Raw genomic sequence first — 21,401 nt, 5'->3', positions numbered from 1 at the left:
AAGTATTGTTTATGATCGGTAGCTCTCGCCTTTGCCAGGTCGCCAAAATGATCTCAGCCATAGGCCACCCTCTTGTGGTTTTGCCGGTGATATTCAGCAGTTTGGCTTTTCGATATTTACCGGTTGCGAAAGCAGCGATAGCTTCAACAGTACTTATTGGCGCAGTCATTTTGCCCATTACGTGGCATAACTACAGTAAAGTTAAACGAGGACGATACGCAGATTTCGACCTCTCCAACCAAACACAACGGGCTGGCTTCTATCCCATTGTGCTTCTTTTTAGTGGGCTTTTCACCCTATTCCTGATTTCAACTAGCCCTTACCAGCCTTTCAACCGTGGAGCCGTTTGTTTCTTTCTGTTGCTCACGGGTTCGTATGCAATCAACATTTTTCTTAAAGTATCGCTGCACACGGCTGTCAGCTTTTTTCTGGCTTGTGCTTTGTTTGGTTTGGATGAGTATCTGGGTGTGTTAATGGGTCTTTTTTCCGTTCTGATAGCCGTTTCCAGGCTTGTGCTGAAAAGGCACAGTTTACCCGAGATTATAGCCGGTGTTTTGATTGGCCTGGTAGCGGGTGCTAGTTTATAGGGTGAGTTGATTCGTTCCGGATGAGTTAGTGCGCGACAGGTAGCGCGTCCCCGAGCCATCGGGCAGTCCGTTGGGGAACTTCGGCTTACACGCCGAACGCCTGAGTAAGTCAAGTTGGAGTGCTTTCATTTCCGACTCCGTTAGACAAAGGGTACGCCCCCTAATGGGCAGTTCAGGGTAGGCAGCGATTAGACCAAAGCCCATCGCATTTTATGGGGTACATTGTTTAATTATTGATCGACATTATTCTGTTCATAATTTCCATGACGACGAGCTATACATCCATGACGATAAGTAGGATAAACGTATCCGTTCAATCTGATTCAGATGTTGTATCCTGATATTGCACACGAGTTGATCGAACGTCGAGCGTATGACCTTCGCGTTAGGCAGCAACTTATCACAGAAGGAAAGCTGTTTGGTGGATATAACCCGGAAATGGAAACCGTGCATCTCGATAACGCCCGGCGACTTCGGGAAATAATGGCTCAGATTGGTTGGCCAGCTCAGGAACAAGTTGGAGAGGATGCCAGTCAGGCAGCCTGGTTAATTGTCCAACATGCCATCAGTTTACCATCGCTCATGAAAAGCGCTCTTGCGTTAATGAACGAGCAGAAAAAGACAAGGACGATCGACCCTGTTCGTTTGGCATTTCTGTCAGACCGAATTGCCATGTATGAGAATCGTCCCCAATCTTACGGTACTCAGTTTGTCCATGACGATCAGGGCCAACTTATACCTTATTCGATTGCCGATTCAATCGACCACGTGAATCAACGTCGTCGGAAGTTAGGCTTAAACACCATTGAGGAACGGTTAAGCGAATTGACAGCTCAATTGAGCGTTGAACAGAAAAAACAGCCAACGGCAGAGGAAAGGCAACTGGAGCGGGCGGAATATGATGCCTGGCGCAGAAAAGCAGGATGGATTTCCACTTAGCTAAAGACGTATCACGTCGACCGTTTGATAAGTGCAAACGTAGTTGAGCAAGCGAAAGCCCTATTTTAGAGCTAAGTAAGCCAACAGGAGAGACCGAAAGCTCTACCTGCAGATGTCTGGGAATATCCGGGAAGGGGCTGACAAGTAGTTTCACCAAACAGCCAGCGTCAGAAAGTTGGTCATCCGGACTGCTTAAGCTGGCTTGCGTACGTAGCACACAGATAGCCTTGTGCAAACAAGGCTTAAACGAGAATCAAATGGGGTACTTCATTACATGTCTACTTGGCATTGCCTGTCTTCTGGGCTCCCTGTATCTTTTTTCCACATCCATGGACCTGATTAAGACGGGAAACCGTACCATGGCCACCGTTGATGAACTGCAGAAGGAGAGAGGCAAAAAAGGAAGGTACACATACAGGCCCATTTTTAAATTCACTACCGTTACGGGTAAAGAAATCCATTACGAATACAGCATTGCCAGCTCTCCACCTGATTGGGCCGTGGGTGATAAAGCGACGATTATTTACCCGACCAACAATCCGGAAGATGCACTCGTCCTAACCTATTTTGGGGCCTTCCGATGGGCCATCATTTTGTTAGCCATTGCGGCTCCACTGCTTATTATTGGGGGTGGCTATTTTGTGTTTGGCCTTTACGCGAAGCAATATTTAGTATGAGTAGTTGATAGAATTGGCCTGAGGTGGGGTAATTTTCTGGCAATAGACTCTTTCTCTTCAGGATGATGTGTTCAGTTTGGCAGTCAGGAAAGAACAGCAGTTGAGCTTTGAGTAATTAAGCCAACTAGTTAATGACAACGCCATGACAAAATACATACTACCGAAGCCATTCACTTAACTCAAATTGACCAGGAAATAAACGATGAATTGTAAATCTTTACCCATTCTGATTGCCGTACTAGCTGTGTTATGTGGTTGCCAGTCAAAAGAAACGTCGAACCCAATCGTTGGCACCTGGGAACTGGTTTCGGCCACTTCCACAGAAAAAGATACGTCGTTTTCTACCTTCGATCCGACGCACAAAATGATCAAGATTATTAATGCAGATCATTTCTCATTCCTGAATCATAAACTCAGGCCGGGAAACGATTCGTCTTCCAATGAATTCAGCGGAGGGGGCGGCAAGTACACCTTAACGGATAGTGTATATACAGAACACCTGGATTATTTTACCAATAAGCAGTGGGAGGGCAACACCTTCAAATTCGTGGTTAAAGTTGCCAACGATACATTAACTCAAAAAGGCGTTGAAAAGCTTGACAAACTCGGTATCGACCGGGTTATTGTTGAAAAATACAAACGAGTCACTGAGTAATTTTGGTCAATAGAATGACAACGTATAAATCAAAGATAGGCCCTGAATTAGCTATCCCGCTATCCCTGCTTCTGGGCGGAGAAGGTGCCCTCATGATTTATAATAGAAGTTGGCCCGGCTTACTCATTATAATCGTCGTTTCGTTATTTATCGCTCATTTATTTTTGACGACTTATTATCAAATCGACGGAAGAACGCTAACAATACGTAGTGGATTTCTGCTAAATAAGTCGCTTGACATCAGTGCGATCAGGAAAATTGAAGAAACTCGTAATCCTCAAAGTTCACCCGCAATTTCGTTAGATAGACTTGAGATCTGGTACAATAAGTTCGACAGTGTGCTTGTTTCGCCGAAGGATAAAATAGGCTTTATTCGTGAACTGACCGCGCTAAATCCTGCTATTGACGTTCGGCTTAAAAGCCATAATTGGGAAGGTGTTTACCAAAGATAATCCAAGTTGCAAAATACCGGGGCAGTCCCTACAGGACTGTTTCGTAACTGGAATTAATTTCAGTTACGAAACAGTCAAATTTTACAAATTCACCGGCGGGTTTCTACAGTGATATAGGGACCGCTACAACGGTTGTGTCCCAACCCATGTACATCGTGGTCGTTTTGGCGTCTTTCTTTGCAAACTGGATCGAGAAGTTTTCAAGTGGGGTTTCCGCTTTCTGCACGGGCACCGTTACTCGCGCCACATCCAGGGCCGGGTTATAGCTGTAAGCACCCCACTGATCAACGTCGGAGCTGATGATGATCGTCCAGTCTTTTTCGGTTGGGATTGTCAACAGGGCGTAGCTGCCAGCCGGTATTTTTTTGCCCCCGATCGTCACATCCTGGTAAAATTTGATCTCAGGTGCTTCGTTTGCACCCGCCCGCCACACTTTGTCGTAAGGAACCAGTTTGCCAAAAATCTCCCGACCATTTTTTGCCGGCCGGTTGTAGATGATCCGAACCATGGCTTTATCGTTGCCAATTTTGGCGGGAGCAAATTTCCGGTCGTGGGCATAGTCGTCCGGGTAATAGGCCATGTCCATGGGCGTCTTGTCGAGACCTCTGAAGGTTTGGGCGTTCGTTGCGCCAATTGTCAGGCAAAATATGCCGAAAAGGAGAGCTACTTTCTTCACGATATGTTGAAATGAATAATGGATTTGTAAGCTTATTCAACCGTTACGGATTTTGCCAGGTTCCGGGGCTGGTCTACATTGCGTCCGCGCATCACGGCAATGTCGTAGGCCAGTAATTGCAGCGGAACGACCGATACCAGCGGCACAAGAATCTCATGGACTTTAGGGATTTCAATGGTGAAATCGACCATGCCGGGCAGCTGTGTATCGCCTTCAGTGGTGATGGCAATGACGCGGCCTTTGCGCGCTTTCACTTCCTGAATATTCGACACCACTTTTTCGTAGGAGCTGTCTTTCGTGGCAATCACCACCACGGGCATATCTTCGTCGATGAGGGCAATAGGGCCGTGTTTCATTTCGGCGGCTGGATAGCCTTCCGCATGGATGTAGCTGATCTCTTTCAGCTTCAGCGCCCCTTCCAGCGCGACGGGGAAATTCAGGCCCCGACCCAGGTAAATGAAGTTTCGGGCGTAGGTGAAAATATAGGCAATTTCCTTGATCTTATCGGCGGCCTGCAACACTCGCTCAACCTTCGCCGGAATGCTTTCCAGCTCCGCCAGCAACTGTCGGAACAGGGAGTCGGAAATCGTGCCTTTGCGTTTTGCTGCGGCCAGGGCCATGAGCGTGAGCACCGTTACCTGGGCCGTAAACGCCTTTGTACTGGCCACCCCAATCTCGGGTCCGGCATGGGTGAAGGCGCCGGCATGGGTAGCCCGCGCAATGGATGAACCTACGACATTACAAACCCCAAAAATCGTTGCTCCTTTCGACTTGGCCAGTTCAATGGCGGCCAGGGTATCGGCTGTTTCACCCGATTGCGAAATGGCGATCACAATGTCGCCCTCCTTGATGATAGGATTGCGGTACCGAAATTCCGACGCGTATTCCACTTCGACCGGAATGCGGGCCAATTCTTCAAAAATATATTCGGCTACCAGGCCCGCATGCCAGGACGTACCACAGCCAATAATAACGATCCGCTTGGATTTGGCCAGCTTATCCAGGTAATCACGCAAACCACCTAGTTGCAGCGTACCGTCGTCGGCTTTCACGCGACCACGCATGGAATCGGCAATGGAGCGGGGTTGCTCAAAGATTTCCTTGAGCATAAAATGGTCGAAGCCACCTTTTTCGATAGCCTCCAGTTCCAGCTCTACTTTGTGCACATAAGGCGTTGTGGTGGTGTTATCGAGCGTCACAACGGTCAATTCGCCATTTTTGATGACGGCTACTTCGTAATCGTTGAGGTAAATAACATCTTTCGTGTACTCAACGATGGGTGTGGCGTCGGATGCCAGAAAAAACTCGTTCTCGCCAACACCAATAACCAGCGGGGAGCCTTTGCGGGCTGCTATTAGCTGGGTTGGATCGGTTTCGTTCATGATCACGATGGCATAGGCCCCCACAACTTCCTGCAAGGCCAGCCGTACGGCTTCTTCGAGGGTGCCCCCATTGTTTTCCCAGATATCTTCAATAAACTGCCCCAGCACTTCTGTATCGGTTTCGCTACTAAAGGTGTGGCCTTTTTTGAGTAACGCCTGCTTGATGGCGGCATAATTCTCGATAATGCCATTATGGATAATGGCCAGTTTCCGATGGAAAGAAAAGTGCGGGTGGGCGTTCACATCGTTGGGTTCGCCGTGTGTAGCCCAGCGGGTGTGTCCCATGCCGATGCCGGAATGAACGTCTTTGCCCGCTAATTCCTGCTCCAGAGCAGCCACTTTCCCTTTTTTCTTGAACACAGTTAAGCCATGGTCATTCATCAACGCCACGCCTGCGCTGTCGTAGCCCCGATATTCGAGACGTTTGAGCCCTTTTATTACTAATGGACACGCTTCCCGGTATCCTACATAAGCCACAATGCCACACATACCTTGTTTGCCACCGGAACGCCGGTGCGTTTATCTGTTAAAATGGAAAGAAATGAAAAGACGCCAGCAGCTATCTTATTTCGAGGGTAAATTAAACGTAAAAAGCCGGAAATTTCCGGCTTTTTACTGAGTCGTTTGCAGGACTCCATTTTAATAAATTTTAATAAACAGATTCCTTATCAATGTTGGGCAACGGCCTTGTGTGTTAACCCGCTAACTGCGTGTACAGATTGTAATAGCGGTCGGTTACGTCCTCATCATCGACCGTATCGAATTTATGTTCCGGGAAATCCGTCAGGATCGCGTTAAGGCTTTCGCTGGTTTCTTCTTCTGCCCGAACAACGGCGTCGGCGTAGGTCGAACCAATACGAATAAAACCTTCAAAATCAGCCGTTTTTAATTCGGCCAACATCTCATCGTCAATGTCCATCATGCGGGCCTTTTCGATGATGTCGCCTTCAAAACGGTGCTCAAACGAGTTATTATACACGGTAAAAACAGACTTCGTGTCCTTGAACATCGGGTCGTTTTTGTAGGTGGTTTTAAGGTACAGCGGGATCAGGGCTGTCATCCAGTCATTGCAGTGAACAATATCGGGTGCCCATCCTAGTTTCTTAACCGTTTCCAGAACACCTTTGCAGAAGAAAATCGCCCGCTCGTCGTTATCGTCGTAGAATCGGTTTTCTTTGTCATGGAAAACATACTTTCGTTGAAAATAGTCTTCATTATCAATAAAGTACACTTGCAATTTAGCCGTTGGGATTGACGCAACCTTGATAATCAGCGGTTTTTCATCATCACCTACGGCAATGTTAATCCCCGACAACCGTACCACTTCGTGCAACCGGTTTTTACGCTCGTTGATGAGACCGAAGCGAGGCACCAGAATTCTAATCTCCATCCCACGCTCCTGCATGGCCTGCGGCAATTTGCGGACGAAATCAGCGACGTCAGACGTTTTCAGGAAAGGATTGATTTCGCTGGCGACATAGAGGATGCGAAGTTTGCTCATAAATAGGGAAAGCGTGTGTGTTGTCTGAGTGAACCAAAAAACTTGCAAAATTATACAAATTTTTCCCGTATTTCAATACATTTTGTGCAAAAAAGATACAGTTGCCGTATCATTGCAACCCCAAAAAAAACTCGTCAGTTATGCATCGTTTCGACACGGTTTCTGCGCTTCGCCACCACCTGAATTCCCTTCGTTCCGAAAAGACAATTGGCTTTGTGCCAACCATGGGGGCCTTGCATGAAGGGCATATTACGCTCATCGATGCGGCTCGTTCAGCGAACGATGTGGTGGTGAGCAGCATCTTCGTCAATCCGACCCAATTCAATAATCCCGACGATCTGGCTCGCTACCCGCGCACGCTGGAAGAGGATTGCCAGAAGCTGGCAGCCGCCGGTTGTGAGGTTGTTTTTGCCCCCTCGGTAGCCGAAATGTATCCCGAGCCAACTACGCTGCGGCTCAATTTTGGCGATCTGGAAACGGTCATGGAAGGGGCTTTCCGGCCGGGGCATTTTAATGGAGTAGGCACGGTGGTTGCCAAACTCTTCAACATTGTACAGCCCGACAAGGCATACTTCGGCCAGAAAGACCTGCAGCAAGTGGCTGTTATTCGGCGGCTTGTGCGCGATCTGAGTTTTTGCGTCGAGCTGGTTCGGTGCCCAACCGTTCGTGAGAGCGATGGGCTCGCCATGTCATCGCGCAATCGCAATCTTACCGACACGGAGCGGGAGCAGGCTACGGCCTTATTTAAAGCCCTTACGCTGGCCCACGATCTGCTGGTGGAAGGGCACAGCACCGCGCAGGCGAAAGCGGCTGTAACGGGCTTTTTTACGGGTAATTCCCATTTCCGGTTAGAGTACGTCGAAATCGTCAATGCCGATACGCTACAGCTAGCCAGCGAGGTGCTGGCGCCCGGCCAAACGGCCATCTGCCTGGCGGCCCATTTGGGAAAAGTCAGGCTGATCGACAACCTGGTGTTTTGAGCGGGAACCGGCAAACGCTAGGAAAGGTCTGTATGTAGGTCAATTATCCGGGTTTGCTACCCGCCAAGCTGTTTGAAAAACCAGCGTTGCCCGTTTCTGCAAGAGCTCATAGTTGATCTTGTCGGCGGTATAGGAGGGCTGGTGATAATCGGGATGTTCGCCATCTGTGAAAAACAGGACAGGTATACCTATCTTGGCGAAAGCTGGTCAGGGCGGTTTATGATAGACGGGTCGTATTGGTCAATCCACAATCCGAAACACCATCTTCGCTTTTTCTCTCGATAAGGCATTAAAGTGCCACCACTCGAATTCGATGGGACTGAATCCACCCTGTCGCATGGCCGTTCGGAGAATCTGCCGATTGTCGATTTGCTGCTGTGTTAGTTTGCCAGCTTTAAGCAGTTCGTTTTCGCGGGAAGGATACGCCAGTTCACCAAAAAAATCGTACTTGGTACCCATATCGAGCGGCTTGCCGTCCTGATTCGCTACGGTTAGGTCAACCGCGCAGCCGTAATTATGAATGGAGCCTTTTCGAGGGTCGGCTACGTATTTCTGGCGTTCGTTTTCGGGCAAATCGGGGAGAGCGTTCCAAAGCTTCCATTGCGCCGTACGGGGGCGTGCCGCATCGTACACCAGCAGACGGAGGGTGGGGTGGTGAGCCTGTAAGTACTTGCTGGCTTCGGCGAGTTTCTGGGCGGCCATCGGTTGCATGTATGCGCGCGTCAGATCGCCATACACGTCTTTACCAACGAAATTATCCGTTGTCGAATACTTTAAGTCAACCAGAATGGTCGGATCCACTTTCTGCACATCCACGAGGCCCTGTTTGGCCATAGTGGCTTCGAAGGATTGCGACCGGGCGACTAGGTGAACGAGTGAAAAAAGAGCGAATAAAATAGGATTGAGCCGCATTACTTTAGTCGTGCAAAATTGGTTTGAGCCAAATGTTCGTGTAAACTTACAGGATTTATAAACGGATTGGTGCGAACAACCATGTGGTATTTCACGACTTATTCTCATACGCTTTCGCCCGTTCCCTTTCCTGCTCGTTATAACCAATGGCCTTAAATTACATTTGGGTTGCCTTTTTTGTGATTGCTTTTCTGGTGGCGCTAGCCAAACTGATCTTTCTGGGCGATACGGAAATATTTAAACTTATTGTCGAAGGCCTGTTCGATTCCTCAAAGGTGGCGGTCATGGATATTGCTCTGCCCTTGGCGGGCGTAATGACGTTCTTTCTGGGATTACTGAACATTGGCGAGAAAGCAGGAGCCATTAACTTTATGGCCCGGATTATTGGCCCCTTCTTTCACAAGCTTTTTCCGGAAGTACCACGAGATCACCCGGCCAATGGGCAGATGATCATGAATTTTTCGGCCAACATGCTGGGGCTGGATAATGCCGCAACGCCCTTCGGCTTGCGAGCCATGGCCAGTTTGCAGGAACTAAATCCGACCAAAGAAACGGCTTCAAACGCCCAGATTATGTTTCTGGTGCTGCATACATCCGGGCTGACGATTATTCCGCTCAGCATCATGGCCCAACGGGCTATTTTGGGGGCCAAAGATCCGTCAGACATATTCATTCCCTGCCTGATCGCGACGTATGTGGCCACCGTGGTGAGTATGATTGCTGTAGCCGTAAAACAGCGTATCAATCTGATGAATAGTACGGTGTTAGGCTGGTTGGGCGGTATTACCAGCCTGATCGGTTTAGCGTTGTGGTTTCTGTCGACCAAAACAAAAGAAGAAATCGAAGTTATCTCGAAAGTGACGGGCAACCTGATTCTGATGCTTATCGTGGTGTCGTTTCTGCTCGGGGCCATGCGCAAGAAAGTAGACATTTTCGACGCCTTTATTGAAGGCGCTAAAGGGGGCTTCGAAACGTCGGTACGCATTATTCCTTATCTGGTCGGCATGCTGGTGGCCATTGGCGCCTTCCGAAATTCGGGCGCAATGGATTACGTGATCGACGGACTGAAATATGTCTTTAGCCTGACGGGGCTGAACACTGAATTTACCGATGCTTTACCGGTGGCGTTGATGCGCCCGCTGAGTGGTTCGGCATCACGAGCGCTGATGATCGACGCCATGAAACAATTTGGGCCCGATTCGTTTGTTGGCCGGTTGGCCTGTATGTTTCAGGGGGCCGCCGACACGACCTTTTACATTGTTGCCCTGTACTTTGGCTCGGTCGGCATCCGCCATTCGCGTTATGCTATTCCATTTGGGCTATTTGCTGATTTAATGGGCGTCATTGCCGGTATTGCCTTGGGATATTTCTTCTTTCATTGAGCAAAAAACAGGATAAACGTGTTCCTTATTCAGGTAACTAACTCAACAAACGAACCGCTCCGGCGGACTGACGAATGAACATTAACCAGGTACGGGAAAAACTCCATCTGCTGATCGATGAGGTTGACGACATCTATGTGCTGAATGGCTTATACCGCAACTTACTGTCGGATAAACAACAGCGCGAAGCCTACGAAAAAGACCAATTGGAAAAGACCAGAAAGCACGGTCGGTCATCAGGCCAACGCTAGCGTGTCAATCGCTTAAGCGAGGCCACCCACCGTCAGGGCAATAATGATGGCATTGAAACCAAAGGATAGCAACCCATGAGCCAGTGCCGTTCGGCGCATGGATTTTGAACTAATGGAAACGTCGGACACCTGACTGGTCATCCCAATCACAAACGAAAAATAGGCAAAGTCCAGATAGTCCGGTTCTGAATCGTCCGGAAAGTCCAGCCCACCGGGTTTGTTTTTTTGCTTTTTATCATTGCCATAGTATACATGGGCGTAACGGAGTGTAAAAACCGAATGCACCAAAAACCAGGCACTGGCAATAGCCGAAATAGCCAGTAATCGGTTTCGCGGCCATTCCGGACTGTTTTTGTCGGCCGAATCCAGCAGGACGATGACGGCATAGAGACTGGCTATGGCGGCCACGACCACGAAGGCCAGAATCAGGGTTCGGCTCGAATCTTCCAGTTGGGATAGCTTAGGCAAATCGCGCGGGTGAGCAACGCTGATGCTTATCCACATGAGTACTAAAATCGTCATCGCAAACGAGACCCAGGCAAGGGTAAAGTGGGCAGGTAAGGTGAAATTTCCCGGAACCACGAAGTAAGATATTGCCGACATGGCCAGGCCAATCAGTAAGCGATAATGGGAGTCGAGACGAGCAATTGAGTTTATTAGGTTTGTTCTCATTGGTTGGGAAAAGGCCGGGCGAAAAGCGAAGTACGTCCTTCGTAGCATACGCCCCAAATTTTCGGTTGCTGATGGTGCCGATTGTATCTTTACGACATCAACGAACGGAAGCCACTATGTCGTCTTCACCGGCGCAATACCATGTTGTTCGAATAGGTACCGGAACCGAGCCTCTTTCCAAATCGCAGAAAGAATTTAACCGGTTAACCCAAAAAATTGAACAGCTCACAACAGAACTACACGAACTGCGTGGCGTTTCGGACCATATTCAGCAGCGGGTTCAAACCGATTATCACCCGTTGATTGATCAATACAGTCGGCTACAAGCCGATTTGGTGCGGCTGTTCGATCGGGCCTATGCAAGTGAGGAGACGACAAAAACAGAGAGAAAGAAACTTGCCGAATTGATTCGAAGCATGGCCTCTGATCTGATATCAGTGCATGGTATAGACAGCCTCAAGCTCATTTATGACAAGTATAATCTGCCGGAATTCAGTAATGATCAGGAGTTGGCCAACACAGGAGAAGCCTATTCTGGTACGAATGACGACGTTGAGGAGTACATAACGCAGCAGGAGGCTGCCGAAGCCGAACGTCAGCGGCAACGGGCTAACAAACCAAAGTCGGCCAAACAACTGGAACGGGAGGCCAAAAAACGGGCCGATGAGCAGAAAACCACCAAAGCCGTTCGGACGCTATACATGGATCTGGTCAAAGCGTTCCACCCCGACCGCGAACCCGATGAAGCCGAAAAAGTGCGCAAAACCGAAATCATGCATCGTGTGATAGCCGCTTATGAGACGAGCGATTTACTGGCACTTTTCCGTTTGCAACTGGAATTTGAGCGGATCGACCAGGCGCATCTGGAAGCCCTCGCCGAAGATCAGCTAACGTACTATAACAAGATTCTGCGGCAGCAGGCGCACGAACTGGAAGCCGAGTGTCTGGCACTCCGGAAGGAACTGGCGGCCATGACGGGGAAGTCAACGTTTGCTGCCGGGTCACTGGTTGGGTTCGAGTTCAGTCTCAACAGCGACATTGCTCAACTGAAGCGGGACATCAAACAACTCAAACAGGATGTGAAAGCACTGGCCAGCCTGAGTGTTCTGAAACAATGGCTGAAAGGTTACCGGTAATGTGAAAGAGCGTTTAGGGCTAATTTTAACTCGGTTAGATAAGACGTGAATGCGTCAACTACTTTCTTTCGTGTTACTGAAGTGATAAACGGGCCTATAAAGACAGCCTCAATAGTAGCTAAATCCGAAGGTGTGAGTTCATAAGGGGTTAAGTAACCGTTTTTGGCAACAGTTATTATAAAGCTAGTTTCTGCAATATTCCCTGAAAAAGCTGTCTTCTCCAATGATTATACAGGGCAGGGCAATTTTTTCAAAATTTTCAACAATCTTGCTATATTATTTGGCCGTCTTGTAGCCTGAAGCCGCTTTTGTTGAGAATCATGAAAGAGTATATCCGACCCATTCACCGTTTGCTTGTCGCTAACCGGGGCGAAATAGCCATTCGCATTATGCGGGCTGCCACCGAGTTGGGCATCACGACCGTTGCCGTTTACACTTACGAAGATCGGTATTCGCTCCACCGCTATAAGGCCGATGAAGCGTACCAGATCGGGCGCGATGAGGACCCATTGAAACCGTATCTGGATGTTGAAGGCATTATTCTACTGGCTAAACGGCATAAAATCGATGCCATCCACCCTGGATATGGCTTTTTATCAGAAAATGTAAAACTGGCAACACGGTGTCGTGAAGAGGGAATAATTTTCATCGGTCCTTCACCCGAAGCCATGGACGCGCTGGGCGATAAAGTGCGGGCGAAAAATCTGGCAACCAAAGCAGGCGTACCGCTCATTCCGGATTCGCGCGAAGAAAACATGTCGCCCGAGTTCGCCCTGACGGAGGCTCAGCGAATTGGTTTTCCGATCATGGTTAAAGCGGCTGCCGGTGGTGGTGGTCGGGGTATGCGCGTGGTGCGGCAGGCCGAAGAGTTTGAAAAGGCTTTTGCCGAAGCCAAAAACGAAGCCCGAAATGCCTTTGGCGACGATACGATTTTCCTGGAAAAATTCATCGAAGAGCCTAAGCACATTGAAGTGCAGCTACTGGGCGATCAGCACGGAAATATCGTTCACCTCTATGAGCGCGACTGCTCGGTACAACGGCGGTTTCAGAAGGTTGTTGAAGTGGCGCCGTCGTTTGGACTCCGGCAGGACACTAAGGATAAACTCTACGCATATGCGCTGCAGCTAGGCCGGGCTGTTAATTACTCCAACGCCGGAACGGTAGAGTTTCTGGTCGATAAAGCCGAGAATATTTATTTCATCGAGGTGAATCCCCGGATTCAGGTCGAGCATACGATTACGGAGGAAATAACTGGTATCGACATCGTCAGAACGCAGATTCTGATTGCGATGGGGTATCAGCTTTCCGACAATGGAATTTACATCAATCATCAGGATGATGTGCCCCTCAATGGATACGCCATCCAGTGTCGGATTACAACCGAAGACCCTGCCAATGGGTTTAAGCCTGACTTTGGGACCATAACCGCGTACCGCAATGCAGCCGGATTTGGCATCCGGCTTGACGAAGGAAGTAGCTACGCGGGCATGAAAATCTCGCCCTACTTCGATTCGATGATCGTAAAGGTTTCGGCACGGGGGCGTACGCTGAAAGGGGCGACCCAACGGCTGACACGAGCACTGGTCGAGTTCCGGATTCGGGGCGTTAAAACCAACATCGGCTTCCTGCTGAACGTAATCAGCAACCCGGTTTTTCAACGGGGCGAAGCGCGGGTGTCGTTTATTGAAACCCACCCCGAACTGTTCGATTTTCGCAAGCCACAGGACCGCTCGACACGGGTACTCAACTACCTGGCCGACGTGATTGTAAATGGTAATCCAGAGGTTAAGAAAAAAGACGATAGCAAAGTATTCAGAACGCCCATTGTGCCGTCGTTCGATGTTTACGGCCAGTATCCGTCGGGCAATCGCGACCGGTTGAAGGAACTGGGGCGGGAGAACTTCACGAAGTGGGTAACCGACCAGAAGTCCGTTCTGTATACCGATACGACGTTCCGCGATGGTCACCAGTCGTTGCTGGCAACGCGCGTCCGGACGCAGGATTTACAGAAAGTGGCCGAAGGATTCGCTAAAAATCACCCGGAGCTTTTCTCGATGGAAGTCTGGGGCGGAGCAACCTTCGATGTGGCCATGCGCTTCCTATATGAAAGCCCCTGGAAACGTCTGGAGGCTCTGCGCGAAGCCATGCCGAACATGCTGCTGCAAATGCTGTTCCGTGGGTCCAATGCTGTGGGCTACTCGGCTTATCCGGATAACCTGATCGAGAAATTCGTTGAGAAGTCGTGGGAAACGGGCATCGACGTGTTCCGGATTTTTGACTCGCTCAACTGGGTTGAAGCCATGAAGGTGAGCATGCGGGCGGTGCGCGAACGGACGGATGCACTCTGCGAAGCCGCCATCTGCTACACGGGAGATATGCTGGCCCCAAATCAGAAAAAATACACGCTCCAGTATTACCTGGATATGGCCCGTCAGCTAGAAGACGAAGGCGCCCATCTGCTGGCCATTAAGGACATGGCTGGTTTGCTGAAGCCCCTGTCGGCCGAAGTGCTGGTGCGGGAGTTGAAGCAGGCGGTGAGCATTCCAATTCACTTGCACACGCACGACACACCAGGCATACAGGCCGCTAGCTATTTAAAAGCCATCGACGCTGGTGTCGATATTGTCGATTGTGCCCTCGGGGCCTTGTCGGGCCTGACATCGCAGCCGAATTTTAACTCAGTCGTTGCCATGATGCAGGGACACGAGCGGGAGTGCAAAACGAATTTAGCGTCGCTGAATGCTTATTCGAACTATTGGGAAGATGTTCGGGAATACTATTATCCTTTCGAGTCGGGTATGAAGGCGGGAAGTGCCGAAGTATACGATAATGAGATTCCGGGTGGTCAGTATTCGAACCTGAAACCGCAGGCCATCGCTACAGGATTGGGCGATAAGTTTGAAACCCTGAAAAAGAATTACTCAGTTGCCAATCAGCTCTTTGGCGACATTGTGAAAGTAACACCTTCGTCAAAAGTAGTGGGCGATATGGCTATTTTCATGACAGCCAATAACCTTACCGCCAATGATGTCCTGACGCGTGGTGAGTCGCTGTCCTTTCCTGAATCGGTAAAAGATTTGATGAAAGGTATCCTGGGCCAGCCGGTTGGTGGTTTTCCGGAAGACATTCAACACGTCGTTCTGAAAGGAGAACAGCCAATTACTGGCCGCCCGAATGAGCATCTGAAACCCATTGACTTTGATGCTGATTTTAAGGCCTTCCAGGAGAAATATCCGCAGTGCGATGGCTTCTTGGATTATCTGTCCTACCAGATGTATCCGAAAGTGTACGATGATTATTACAAAGCCAATGTGCAATATGGCAATGTCAGCATCATTCCAACGCCCGCCTTTTTCTATGGCCTGAAAGAAAATGAGGAGATTTTGATCAACATCGAGGAGGGGAAAAATATCCTTGTCCGGTTGTTATTCAAATCGGAACCAGATGAGTTTGGGATGCGAACGATTACCTTCGAACTGAACGGCCAGAGCCGGCAGGTACAGGTCCGGGACCGGGCTTCGAAGGTGGAAAAAGCCATGAACGCCAAGGTAAGCAAAGCCGGTGATGTGGGTGCACCTTTGCAGGGTCGGCTAACGCGGATACTGGTTAAAGAAGGGGATGTTGTGAAGAAAAACCAGCCGCTCTTCGTCATTGAAGCCATGAAAATGGAAAGCATCGTGGCCGCTTCCAAAGAAGGGAAAGTAGCAAAAGTTGTACTGAAGGAAGCAACAACTGTTGAGCAGGACGACTGCGTGATTGAGCTAGCTTAATTCTGTCAGTAATATCCTGGATCAATGTGTATAAAACAGCCTCCGGCTGTTTGTGGGTAGGCGACTATAATATGGCCCTTATCCACAAACAGCCGGAGGCTGTTTTATACAACAGGTGTTCTACATTTGCTTATTCCCGATGAACGTCTTTAAAGCGTAACATGTCGCCCAGCCGTAATTCCTTCTCTTCATCAAACCCGCAGGTTGAGCGGAATTCCGTCGCCCTGGCCACCCGATTTCAGGTAATAACCTCGTATTACGCCTTGCTCAATAAAATAAATTCGGTCAGAGATCTGGCCCGGCTGTAAGAGCCAGTGTCTGCGGGGCAGGGCTTCTCGATGAAGGATCTTTTGTAATGTAGTTTTTAGATCTGCTGACGCCGGCCAAAACGCGTCAATGACTGCTATAAGTTGTTCCATTTGTGTTGAATTCTTCTTGTAACGTTGTAACAATCATACTTTTATCGCAATTTACTGTTCTAACTAAACCGCCTTTTTAGTATAGAAAATCGGCCGCCAATACCACCCGTATCAGCTGCTCCTATACCCTTGAGTGAGTCGGATGCCCGCCTGTGGGCTATGCTTGCGCATCTGAGTGCCATACCCGGCTCTTTTGTGTTGATTGGTAGTGTGATTGCCCCGCTCGTTATCTGGCAGATTCAAAAAGAACGGTCGGCTTTTGTCGATTATCACGGTAAAGAAGCCGTTAATTTTCAAATTACGATGGCCATTGCTGCGGCTGTATCGTTTCTGCTTATGATTCTCGTGGTTGGGGTATTCCTGCTCTTTATTGTCGGTGTGGTCTGGCTCGTTTTCACTATTATTGCGGCTGTAAAAGCTAACAACGGCGAGTATTACCGGTATCCATTGACGTTCCGATTTATAGGGTAACTCCCGTTCCGGCGAATATCCGCTATTGATAACTCGTTTTCATATGACTCCTCCCCAACAAAACCCTGAAGGCGCAATTGATGTTGAACTGAGCGAAGAGATCGCCGAGGGTGTTTATGCCAACCTGGCCATGATTGCTCACTCGAACAGCGAATTTATTCTTGATTTTATTCGCCTGATGCCCGGCGTTCCCAAAGCTAAAGTAAAAGCCCGTATCATTCTGACGCCGGAACACGCCAAGCGTCTGCTGGAAGCGCTGCGCGAAAATATAAGCCGTTTCGAAGAAGCCTACGGCGGTATCAATGAGCCCAATGAGTTCCGGTTTCCAACGGGTGGCTTTGGTGGCCCGGTGGGGCAGGCGTAGTGGTTTGTCGTTTACGGTTAGCTGACGTATATCAACGCACATGGGTAGCCTGTGAGGACACAGTCTACGGATACAAAAACTACACACCACAAACTACTAGCCACAAACGAAAAACCCTTTGGCTTTCAAACAGTTTTCCGTATCTTTGCACCTCAAAATTCGGGAGGACTGTTTTTTCGTAAACTAAATTTAGAATGCCTACTATACAACAACTCGTGCGTAAGGGCCGCGAAAAGCTGATCGACAAGTCAAAGTCGCCTGCTTTGGACTCTTGCCCACAACGTCGGGGCGTGTGTACGCGTGTGTACACAACGACGCCGAAGAAGCCGAACTCGGCGCTTCGGAAAGTTGCCCGGGTTCGTTTGACGAACCAAAAAGAAGTTAACGCCTACATTCCGGGTGAAGGTCACAACTTGCAGGAGCACTCAATCGTATTGATTCGCGGTGGTCGTGTGAAAGATCTTCCAGGTGTTCGTTACCACATCGTTCGTGGTGCGCTGGACACGGCTGGCGTAAGCGGTCGCCTGCAAAGCCGGTCGAAATATGGTGCCAAACGGCCGAAACCAGGTCAGGCTCCAGTAAAAGGTGGCAAAGGTGCACCACCAGCAAAAAAGAAGAAGTAAGAGGGATGTATGATATAAGATATATGATGTATGTGCAAAGGCATATACTATACATCTGACATCATACATCATAATTGACTGGGCGTTGGAAGGACTGCGTCCAGAGTAAGATCAAAAATCTGAAGAAATCATGAGAAAGGCGAAACCGCCCAAGCGTTATGTGTTACCCGACCCAAAATACAAAGAGGTCCTTGTAACGAAATTTGTAAACAACCTGATGTACGAAGGCAAGAAGAGCCTGGCGTACTCCATCTTCTACGACGCCCTTGATGTGGTTGCCAAACGCACCAGCGAAAGTGGCTTAGATACATGGAAAAAGGCATTGAACAACGTCATGCCATCAGTTGAAGTAAAAAGCCGTCGTGTCGGTGGAGCTACCTTCCAGGTGCCAACCGAAGTACGGGCAGACCGAAAAGTCGCGGTAGGCATGAAATGGCTTATTAAGTATGCTCGTTCACGTGGTGAGAAAACAATGGTAGATCGGTTAGCCGCCGAAATCGTCGCAGCCGCTAAAGGTGAAGGCGCAGCGGTTAAAAAGAAGGACGATACGCACCGTATGGCAGAAGCCAACAAGGCGTTCTCGCACTTCCGGTTCTAAACCAGATACAACTATACTGGCCAAAATCCCGATGGCCATTAACTTTACAAAAGCTATCCAACATTGGATAGCTTTTGTTGTTTTTGAGCTATATGGCAACTCTAGAAAACGATTACCTGCGCGTCTCGATCCGGCCTGAAGGAGCCGAATTAACATCTATTTTTCATAAGCCAAGCGGTATTGAGCACCTCTGGCAAGCCGATCCAGCGGTTTGGCCTTGGCACGCGCCCAATCTGTTTCCGGTAGTAGGCGGTTGTTTGAACAACCAGTTGCTGATTGATGGGAAAACATACCCGATAGCGCGTCACGGATTTGCCCGGCAGTCTGTTTTTGAGATTACCGAATCCACAAAGACACATGCCATTTTTTCACTGCGGTCAAGTGATACTACACGGGAGCACTTTCCGTACGAATTTGATTTTCAGCTGATTTATGAATTGGATGGGGCTACTCTAACCGTTACGTATCGGCTCGCGAACGAAGACGAGCAACCCATCTATTTTTCGGTAGGCGCTCATCCGGCTTTTGCTGTACCCTTTACACCGGGCGAAGCTTACGAGGAATATTTTGTTGAATTTGAGCGCGAAGAGCCTTTAGAAACGCATATGCTCTCGTCGGTGGGATATTTTACCGGCGAAACAAAGTTAATTCCTACAACAGGTAATCAGCTTCCTTTAACGAAGCACCTGTTTGATGCCGATGCGCTGGTTTTTAAAAATCTTGCATCCCGGCGTGTTGCCATCCGGAGTAATAAGCACGATCATGCTATCCTGGTTTCTTATCCCAAATTTCCTTATTTAGGCCTGTGGGCTAAGCCTGGGGCATCATTTGTGTGCGTTGAACCGTGGCTGGGTTGTGCCGATAGCGAGGGCGCACCTAAGCCGATTCAACAGAAAGAAGCTATTCAGCACGTCGAGGTAAACAAGGTATTTGAAGCAGCTTTTACGATTGAGGTGAGGTAGGGGAGGTTTACAGTTTGTGGTTTGTCTATCCATGGCCTGTGAGAACACAGGCCATGCTCGCGTCAGCAATAGTTCTGACAAAAAAGCCTGTGAGGACACAGGCCATGGATGTCGGGTGCCGTTTATCGTTCGCACCAGCTAACGACAAATTATAAACCAACTACTGCGTCTCGTCCAGAGCCGTAAAGTCCTTAAACGTGCGTTTGAGGGCTTTATCTGTTGCTTCTTTTTTGCTTTGCCAGTTGGCATCCAGCTCCAGAGCGACCAGGCCGCTTAGGCTCATTGAAGTGCGAAAGTCATCTAGTTTCTTGATGAATTCGCCGTTCCGACGGGCCGATTTTAGCGCAAATTCCCGAGCAAATACGTCGCCTTTGTTTTGTAATTCACTGCGTTTGCCTAACACGTAATTATAGCGGTCGAGTAAATCTTTCATCGATTTACCAATAACTTCCGTGGCTTCCAGGGTGCCCATGGTCAAAACTGCGGTGCCACCCACAGCTGAAATAAGACGCCCATTATTCTGTGCCTGCTGGCTGGTACTAGAGCCGGTTACGGCCGGGGTAACACCCGTAACAGCGCCCAGCGAAGCATTTGCTACTGAGCGGTTGCGTTTGCCCCCTTTTGCTCTCTTGTAATCATGCTTTAACTGTTCCTCTTTGTCGCCCAACTGTTCAATCAATCCCCAGGCCTGTACCAGTACCTGACGGTATTGATTGTAGTAATAGCGGTCTTTTTCGGCTTCATTTACGGTATTTAATACGGTAAACGTAATACGCCGTTCTTCGCGGTTCTGAGCTTTGTCGAGTACGTAAAAGGTTATTTGTGTATTCAGAGAATCATACGGATCCCGGACGAAATCGTAGCCTGGTTGCCAGATAAATTCGTATTGGTTATCTGTATTTTTAACCAAAGCCGTTTTGGGAATCTGCTGGTTATCGGACAGGAAACCAAACGCGGAAACATCATCTTCACCATTCGGATCGGATAGGTAAAATTTGAGGTTTACCGTGGCATTTTCCTTTAATTTATAATGCGTATCTTTTGGGATAACGGCAATATCAGGCGGCAGATCCATTTGCGTAACTTCTAGCTTTAGCCTGCCCTTTGTGCGTGTCTTAGCGGGTTGGTCCTCCACCCAGAACTCCATGTATTGGGGCGCTTGTTTCAGTCGGTTGAACTGATTGAGCGACAGTGTCCAGCTTACCTCGCCCTGCGACGATAGCTTGCTCCCTTCGGGCATCTGATCTGCAATCGGAATAAATACCAGTGGATCTCCATCGTCATCGCGTACTGTCTGCGAATCCATCTTGTAAATATTCTGGGTTCGATAGCTGACGTAAAAGGGGCGCAGTTCGCCAATAACGGGCGGACGATTCACATGAACAATCTTGAACTCTGCATTTTGTGTAACCACCTGGCCGCGGCTATTACGCACTTCAAAGCTGACAGGGTAACTTTTTGTCGTTTGGATACGATCGGCCAGATCAAAGCCGGGTGTCCAGCTAAAATGACCCAGGGAATCAAGTTGCATGCCATCCTGCTTGTCATTCCCAAAAGAAAACCGCAGCGTATCGTTGGGAGAACCTGTGGCCTTTAGGTCAAACCGAATTGTGCTGCCCTCAGGCACAACGTTCCAATTGGTCTGCGTAGGTAGGAAGAGTTGGAGTGACTTGGAATCCTGCGCATGGAGGCTACTTATTGTACTAATAAGGAGCAACCACGCCAACATACCGGCAGTTCGGTTCATAGCGACGTTCAAAGGTGGTCTGTTTTGGAAAACGTAAAAATAAGCCTAAGATTTCGTCTCGGCCGGATTATAAACCAGTTTTGATACTTTTCTTAGTTAATTTCAACAGCCAGCCAATTATAATTATATTTTTCCGGGGAGGAGTAATGTGGATTTCTATAAATGTAAGAAACTAAGATCTAGTTGACCTATAAAAAAGGCTGCCTCTTTTCAGAAAAGAGGCAGCCTTTTTTATAGGTCAACTA

23 protein-coding genes are annotated in these 21,401 nt (G+C 48.8%); 15 read left to right on the top strand and 8 right to left on the bottom strand.

All coding sequences use genetic code 11. The features are described from left to right. Nucleotides 1-170 precede the first annotated feature (170 nt). Nucleotides 171-587, top strand: a complete 417-nt coding sequence (locus SD10_RS24095; RefSeq protein ID WP_148562500.1) for a phosphatase PAP2 family protein — start codon at nucleotides 171-173, stop codon at nucleotides 585-587. Here SD10_RS24095 and SD10_RS30315 read toward each other — a convergent pair. Next, a complete protein-coding gene (locus SD10_RS30315; protein WP_262507331.1) occupies nucleotides 582-716 on the bottom strand; it encodes a hypothetical protein in 135 nt (44 codons plus the stop codon). The two genes, SD10_RS24095 and SD10_RS30315, sit on opposite strands and share 6 nt — an antisense overlap. A 198-nt stretch (nucleotides 717-914) precedes the next feature. Between SD10_RS30315 and SD10_RS24085 the strand changes: the two genes are divergently transcribed. The 4 genes from SD10_RS24085 (at nucleotide 915) to SD10_RS24070 (ending at nucleotide 3,310) form a co-directional block, all read left to right on the top strand. Then, the gene (locus tag SD10_RS24085) at nucleotides 915-1,526 is read left to right on the top strand and encodes a DUF6624 domain-containing protein (RefSeq protein ID WP_046577423.1); all 612 of its coding nucleotides are present in this window, start codon (nucleotides 915-917) and stop codon (nucleotides 1,524-1,526) included. 329 nt (nucleotides 1,527-1,855) lie between these two features. After that, nucleotides 1,856-2,203, top strand: a complete 348-nt coding sequence (locus SD10_RS24080) for a DUF3592 domain-containing protein (RefSeq protein ID WP_262507330.1) — start codon at nucleotides 1,856-1,858, stop codon at nucleotides 2,201-2,203. Between the two features lie 202 nt (nucleotides 2,204-2,405). After that, complete coding sequence (locus tag SD10_RS24075) at nucleotides 2,406-2,858, top strand: lipocalin-like domain-containing protein (protein ID WP_046577418.1); 453 nt, start codon at nucleotides 2,406-2,408, stop codon at nucleotides 2,856-2,858. Between the two features lie 14 nt (nucleotides 2,859-2,872). After that, a complete protein-coding gene (locus SD10_RS24070) occupies nucleotides 2,873-3,310 on the top strand; it encodes a PH domain-containing protein (RefSeq protein ID WP_052731280.1) in 438 nt (145 codons plus the stop codon). A 103-nt stretch (nucleotides 3,311-3,413) separates the two neighbouring features. Here SD10_RS24070 and SD10_RS24065 read toward each other — a convergent pair whose 3' ends face one another. From SD10_RS24065 to SD10_RS24055, 3 genes are all read right to left on the bottom strand, one after another. After that, nucleotides 3,414-3,986 (bottom strand): DUF2911 domain-containing protein, encoded by a 573-nt coding sequence (locus tag SD10_RS24065; protein WP_046577416.1) that lies wholly within the window; start codon nucleotides 3,984-3,986, stop codon nucleotides 3,414-3,416. Nucleotides 3,987-4,018: 32 nt separating this feature from the next. Continuing rightward, nucleotides 4,019-5,857 (bottom strand): glutamine--fructose-6-phosphate transaminase (isomerizing), encoded by a 1,839-nt coding sequence (gene glmS / locus SD10_RS24060; RefSeq protein ID WP_046577413.1) that lies wholly within the window; start codon nucleotides 5,855-5,857, stop codon nucleotides 4,019-4,021. Nucleotides 5,858-6,062: 205 nt separating this feature from the next. Further along, complete coding sequence (locus SD10_RS24055) at nucleotides 6,063-6,869, bottom strand: glycogen/starch synthase (RefSeq protein WP_046577411.1); 807 nt, start codon at nucleotides 6,867-6,869, stop codon at nucleotides 6,063-6,065. 140 nt (nucleotides 6,870-7,009) lie between these two features. Between SD10_RS24055 and panC the strand changes: the two genes are divergently transcribed. Further along, nucleotides 7,010-7,849 carry a pantoate--beta-alanine ligase gene (gene panC, locus SD10_RS24050; protein WP_046577409.1) on the top strand — a complete coding sequence of 280 codons (840 nt, stop codon included), beginning with the start codon at nucleotides 7,010-7,012 and terminating at the stop codon, nucleotides 7,847-7,849. Between the two features lie 39 nt (nucleotides 7,850-7,888). Here the strand turns inward: panC and SD10_RS29540 are convergent, their stop codons facing one another. Both SD10_RS29540 and SD10_RS24045 read right to left on the bottom strand, forming a co-directional pair. Then, the gene (locus tag SD10_RS29540) at nucleotides 7,889-8,026 is read right to left on the bottom strand and encodes a hypothetical protein (RefSeq protein ID WP_262507434.1); all 138 of its coding nucleotides are present in this window, start codon (nucleotides 8,024-8,026) and stop codon (nucleotides 7,889-7,891) included. A gap of 63 nt (nucleotides 8,027-8,089) precedes the next feature. Next, a complete protein-coding gene (locus SD10_RS24045; protein ID WP_046577406.1) occupies nucleotides 8,090-8,761 on the bottom strand; it encodes a M15 family metallopeptidase in 672 nt (223 codons plus the stop codon). A gap of 146 nt (nucleotides 8,762-8,907) precedes the next feature. On the opposite strand from SD10_RS24045, the gene SD10_RS24040 reads away from it, so the two are divergent. Both SD10_RS24040 and SD10_RS29845 read left to right on the top strand, forming a co-directional pair. Beyond that, nucleotides 8,908-10,143 (top strand): nucleoside recognition domain-containing protein, encoded by a 1,236-nt coding sequence (locus SD10_RS24040; protein ID WP_046577404.1) that lies wholly within the window; start codon nucleotides 8,908-8,910, stop codon nucleotides 10,141-10,143. A gap of 74 nt (nucleotides 10,144-10,217) precedes the next feature. Then, a complete protein-coding gene (locus tag SD10_RS29845; RefSeq protein ID WP_169750814.1) occupies nucleotides 10,218-10,394 on the top strand; it encodes a hypothetical protein in 177 nt (58 codons plus the stop codon). 12 nt (nucleotides 10,395-10,406) lie between these two features. Here SD10_RS29845 and SD10_RS24035 read toward each other — a convergent pair whose 3' ends face one another. Continuing rightward, nucleotides 10,407-11,066, bottom strand: a complete 660-nt coding sequence (locus SD10_RS24035; protein ID WP_046577402.1) for a DUF1345 domain-containing protein — start codon at nucleotides 11,064-11,066, stop codon at nucleotides 10,407-10,409. Nucleotides 11,067-11,182: 116 nt separating this feature from the next. On the opposite strand from SD10_RS24035, the gene SD10_RS24030 reads away from it, so the two are divergent. From SD10_RS24030 to SD10_RS23995, 7 genes are all read left to right on the top strand, one after another. Continuing rightward, the gene (locus tag SD10_RS24030; protein ID WP_046577398.1) at nucleotides 11,183-12,202 is read left to right on the top strand and encodes a hypothetical protein; all 1,020 of its coding nucleotides are present in this window, start codon (nucleotides 11,183-11,185) and stop codon (nucleotides 12,200-12,202) included. Between the two features lie 320 nt (nucleotides 12,203-12,522). Continuing rightward, nucleotides 12,523-15,972, top strand: a complete 3,450-nt coding sequence (locus tag SD10_RS24025) for a pyruvate carboxylase (protein ID WP_046577397.1) — start codon at nucleotides 12,523-12,525, stop codon at nucleotides 15,970-15,972. Nucleotides 15,973-16,520: 548 nt separating this feature from the next. Further along, on the top strand, nucleotides 16,521-16,862 hold the full coding sequence (locus tag SD10_RS24015; protein WP_227699057.1) for a DUF4870 domain-containing protein: 342 nt from the start codon (nucleotides 16,521-16,523) through the stop codon (nucleotides 16,860-16,862). A 43-nt stretch (nucleotides 16,863-16,905) separates the two neighbouring features. Next, nucleotides 16,906-17,226 (top strand): DUF3467 domain-containing protein, encoded by a 321-nt coding sequence (locus tag SD10_RS24010; RefSeq protein WP_046577395.1) that lies wholly within the window; start codon nucleotides 16,906-16,908, stop codon nucleotides 17,224-17,226. Nucleotides 17,227-17,420: 194 nt separating this feature from the next. Then, entirely contained in the window at nucleotides 17,421-17,849 is a 429-nt protein-coding gene (rpsL, locus tag SD10_RS24005) for a 30S ribosomal protein S12 (RefSeq protein ID WP_046577394.1), read from the top strand. Nucleotides 17,850-17,979: 130 nt separating this feature from the next. Next, nucleotides 17,980-18,447 (top strand): 30S ribosomal protein S7, encoded by a 468-nt coding sequence (gene rpsG, locus SD10_RS24000; RefSeq protein WP_012928933.1) that lies wholly within the window; start codon nucleotides 17,980-17,982, stop codon nucleotides 18,445-18,447. A gap of 92 nt (nucleotides 18,448-18,539) precedes the next feature. Then, nucleotides 18,540-19,409: an aldose 1-epimerase family protein gene (locus SD10_RS23995; RefSeq protein WP_046577393.1), complete on the top strand. Its 870-nt coding sequence runs from the start codon at nucleotides 18,540-18,542 to the stop codon at nucleotides 19,407-19,409. 160 nt (nucleotides 19,410-19,569) lie between these two features. On the opposite strand, the gene SD10_RS23990 is transcribed toward SD10_RS23995, so the two are convergent. Further along, nucleotides 19,570-21,156, bottom strand: a complete 1,587-nt coding sequence (locus tag SD10_RS23990) for a hypothetical protein (RefSeq protein WP_046577392.1) — start codon at nucleotides 21,154-21,156, stop codon at nucleotides 19,570-19,572. Nucleotides 21,157-21,401 lie beyond the last annotated feature (245 nt).

Source organism: Spirosoma radiotolerans (genome assembly GCF_000974425.1).
GTDB lineage: Bacteria > Bacteroidota > Bacteroidia > Cytophagales > Spirosomataceae > Spirosoma > Spirosoma radiotolerans.
Note: the sequence above shows the minus strand (reverse complement) of the source record. Positions and strands in the feature narration are given on the sequence as shown.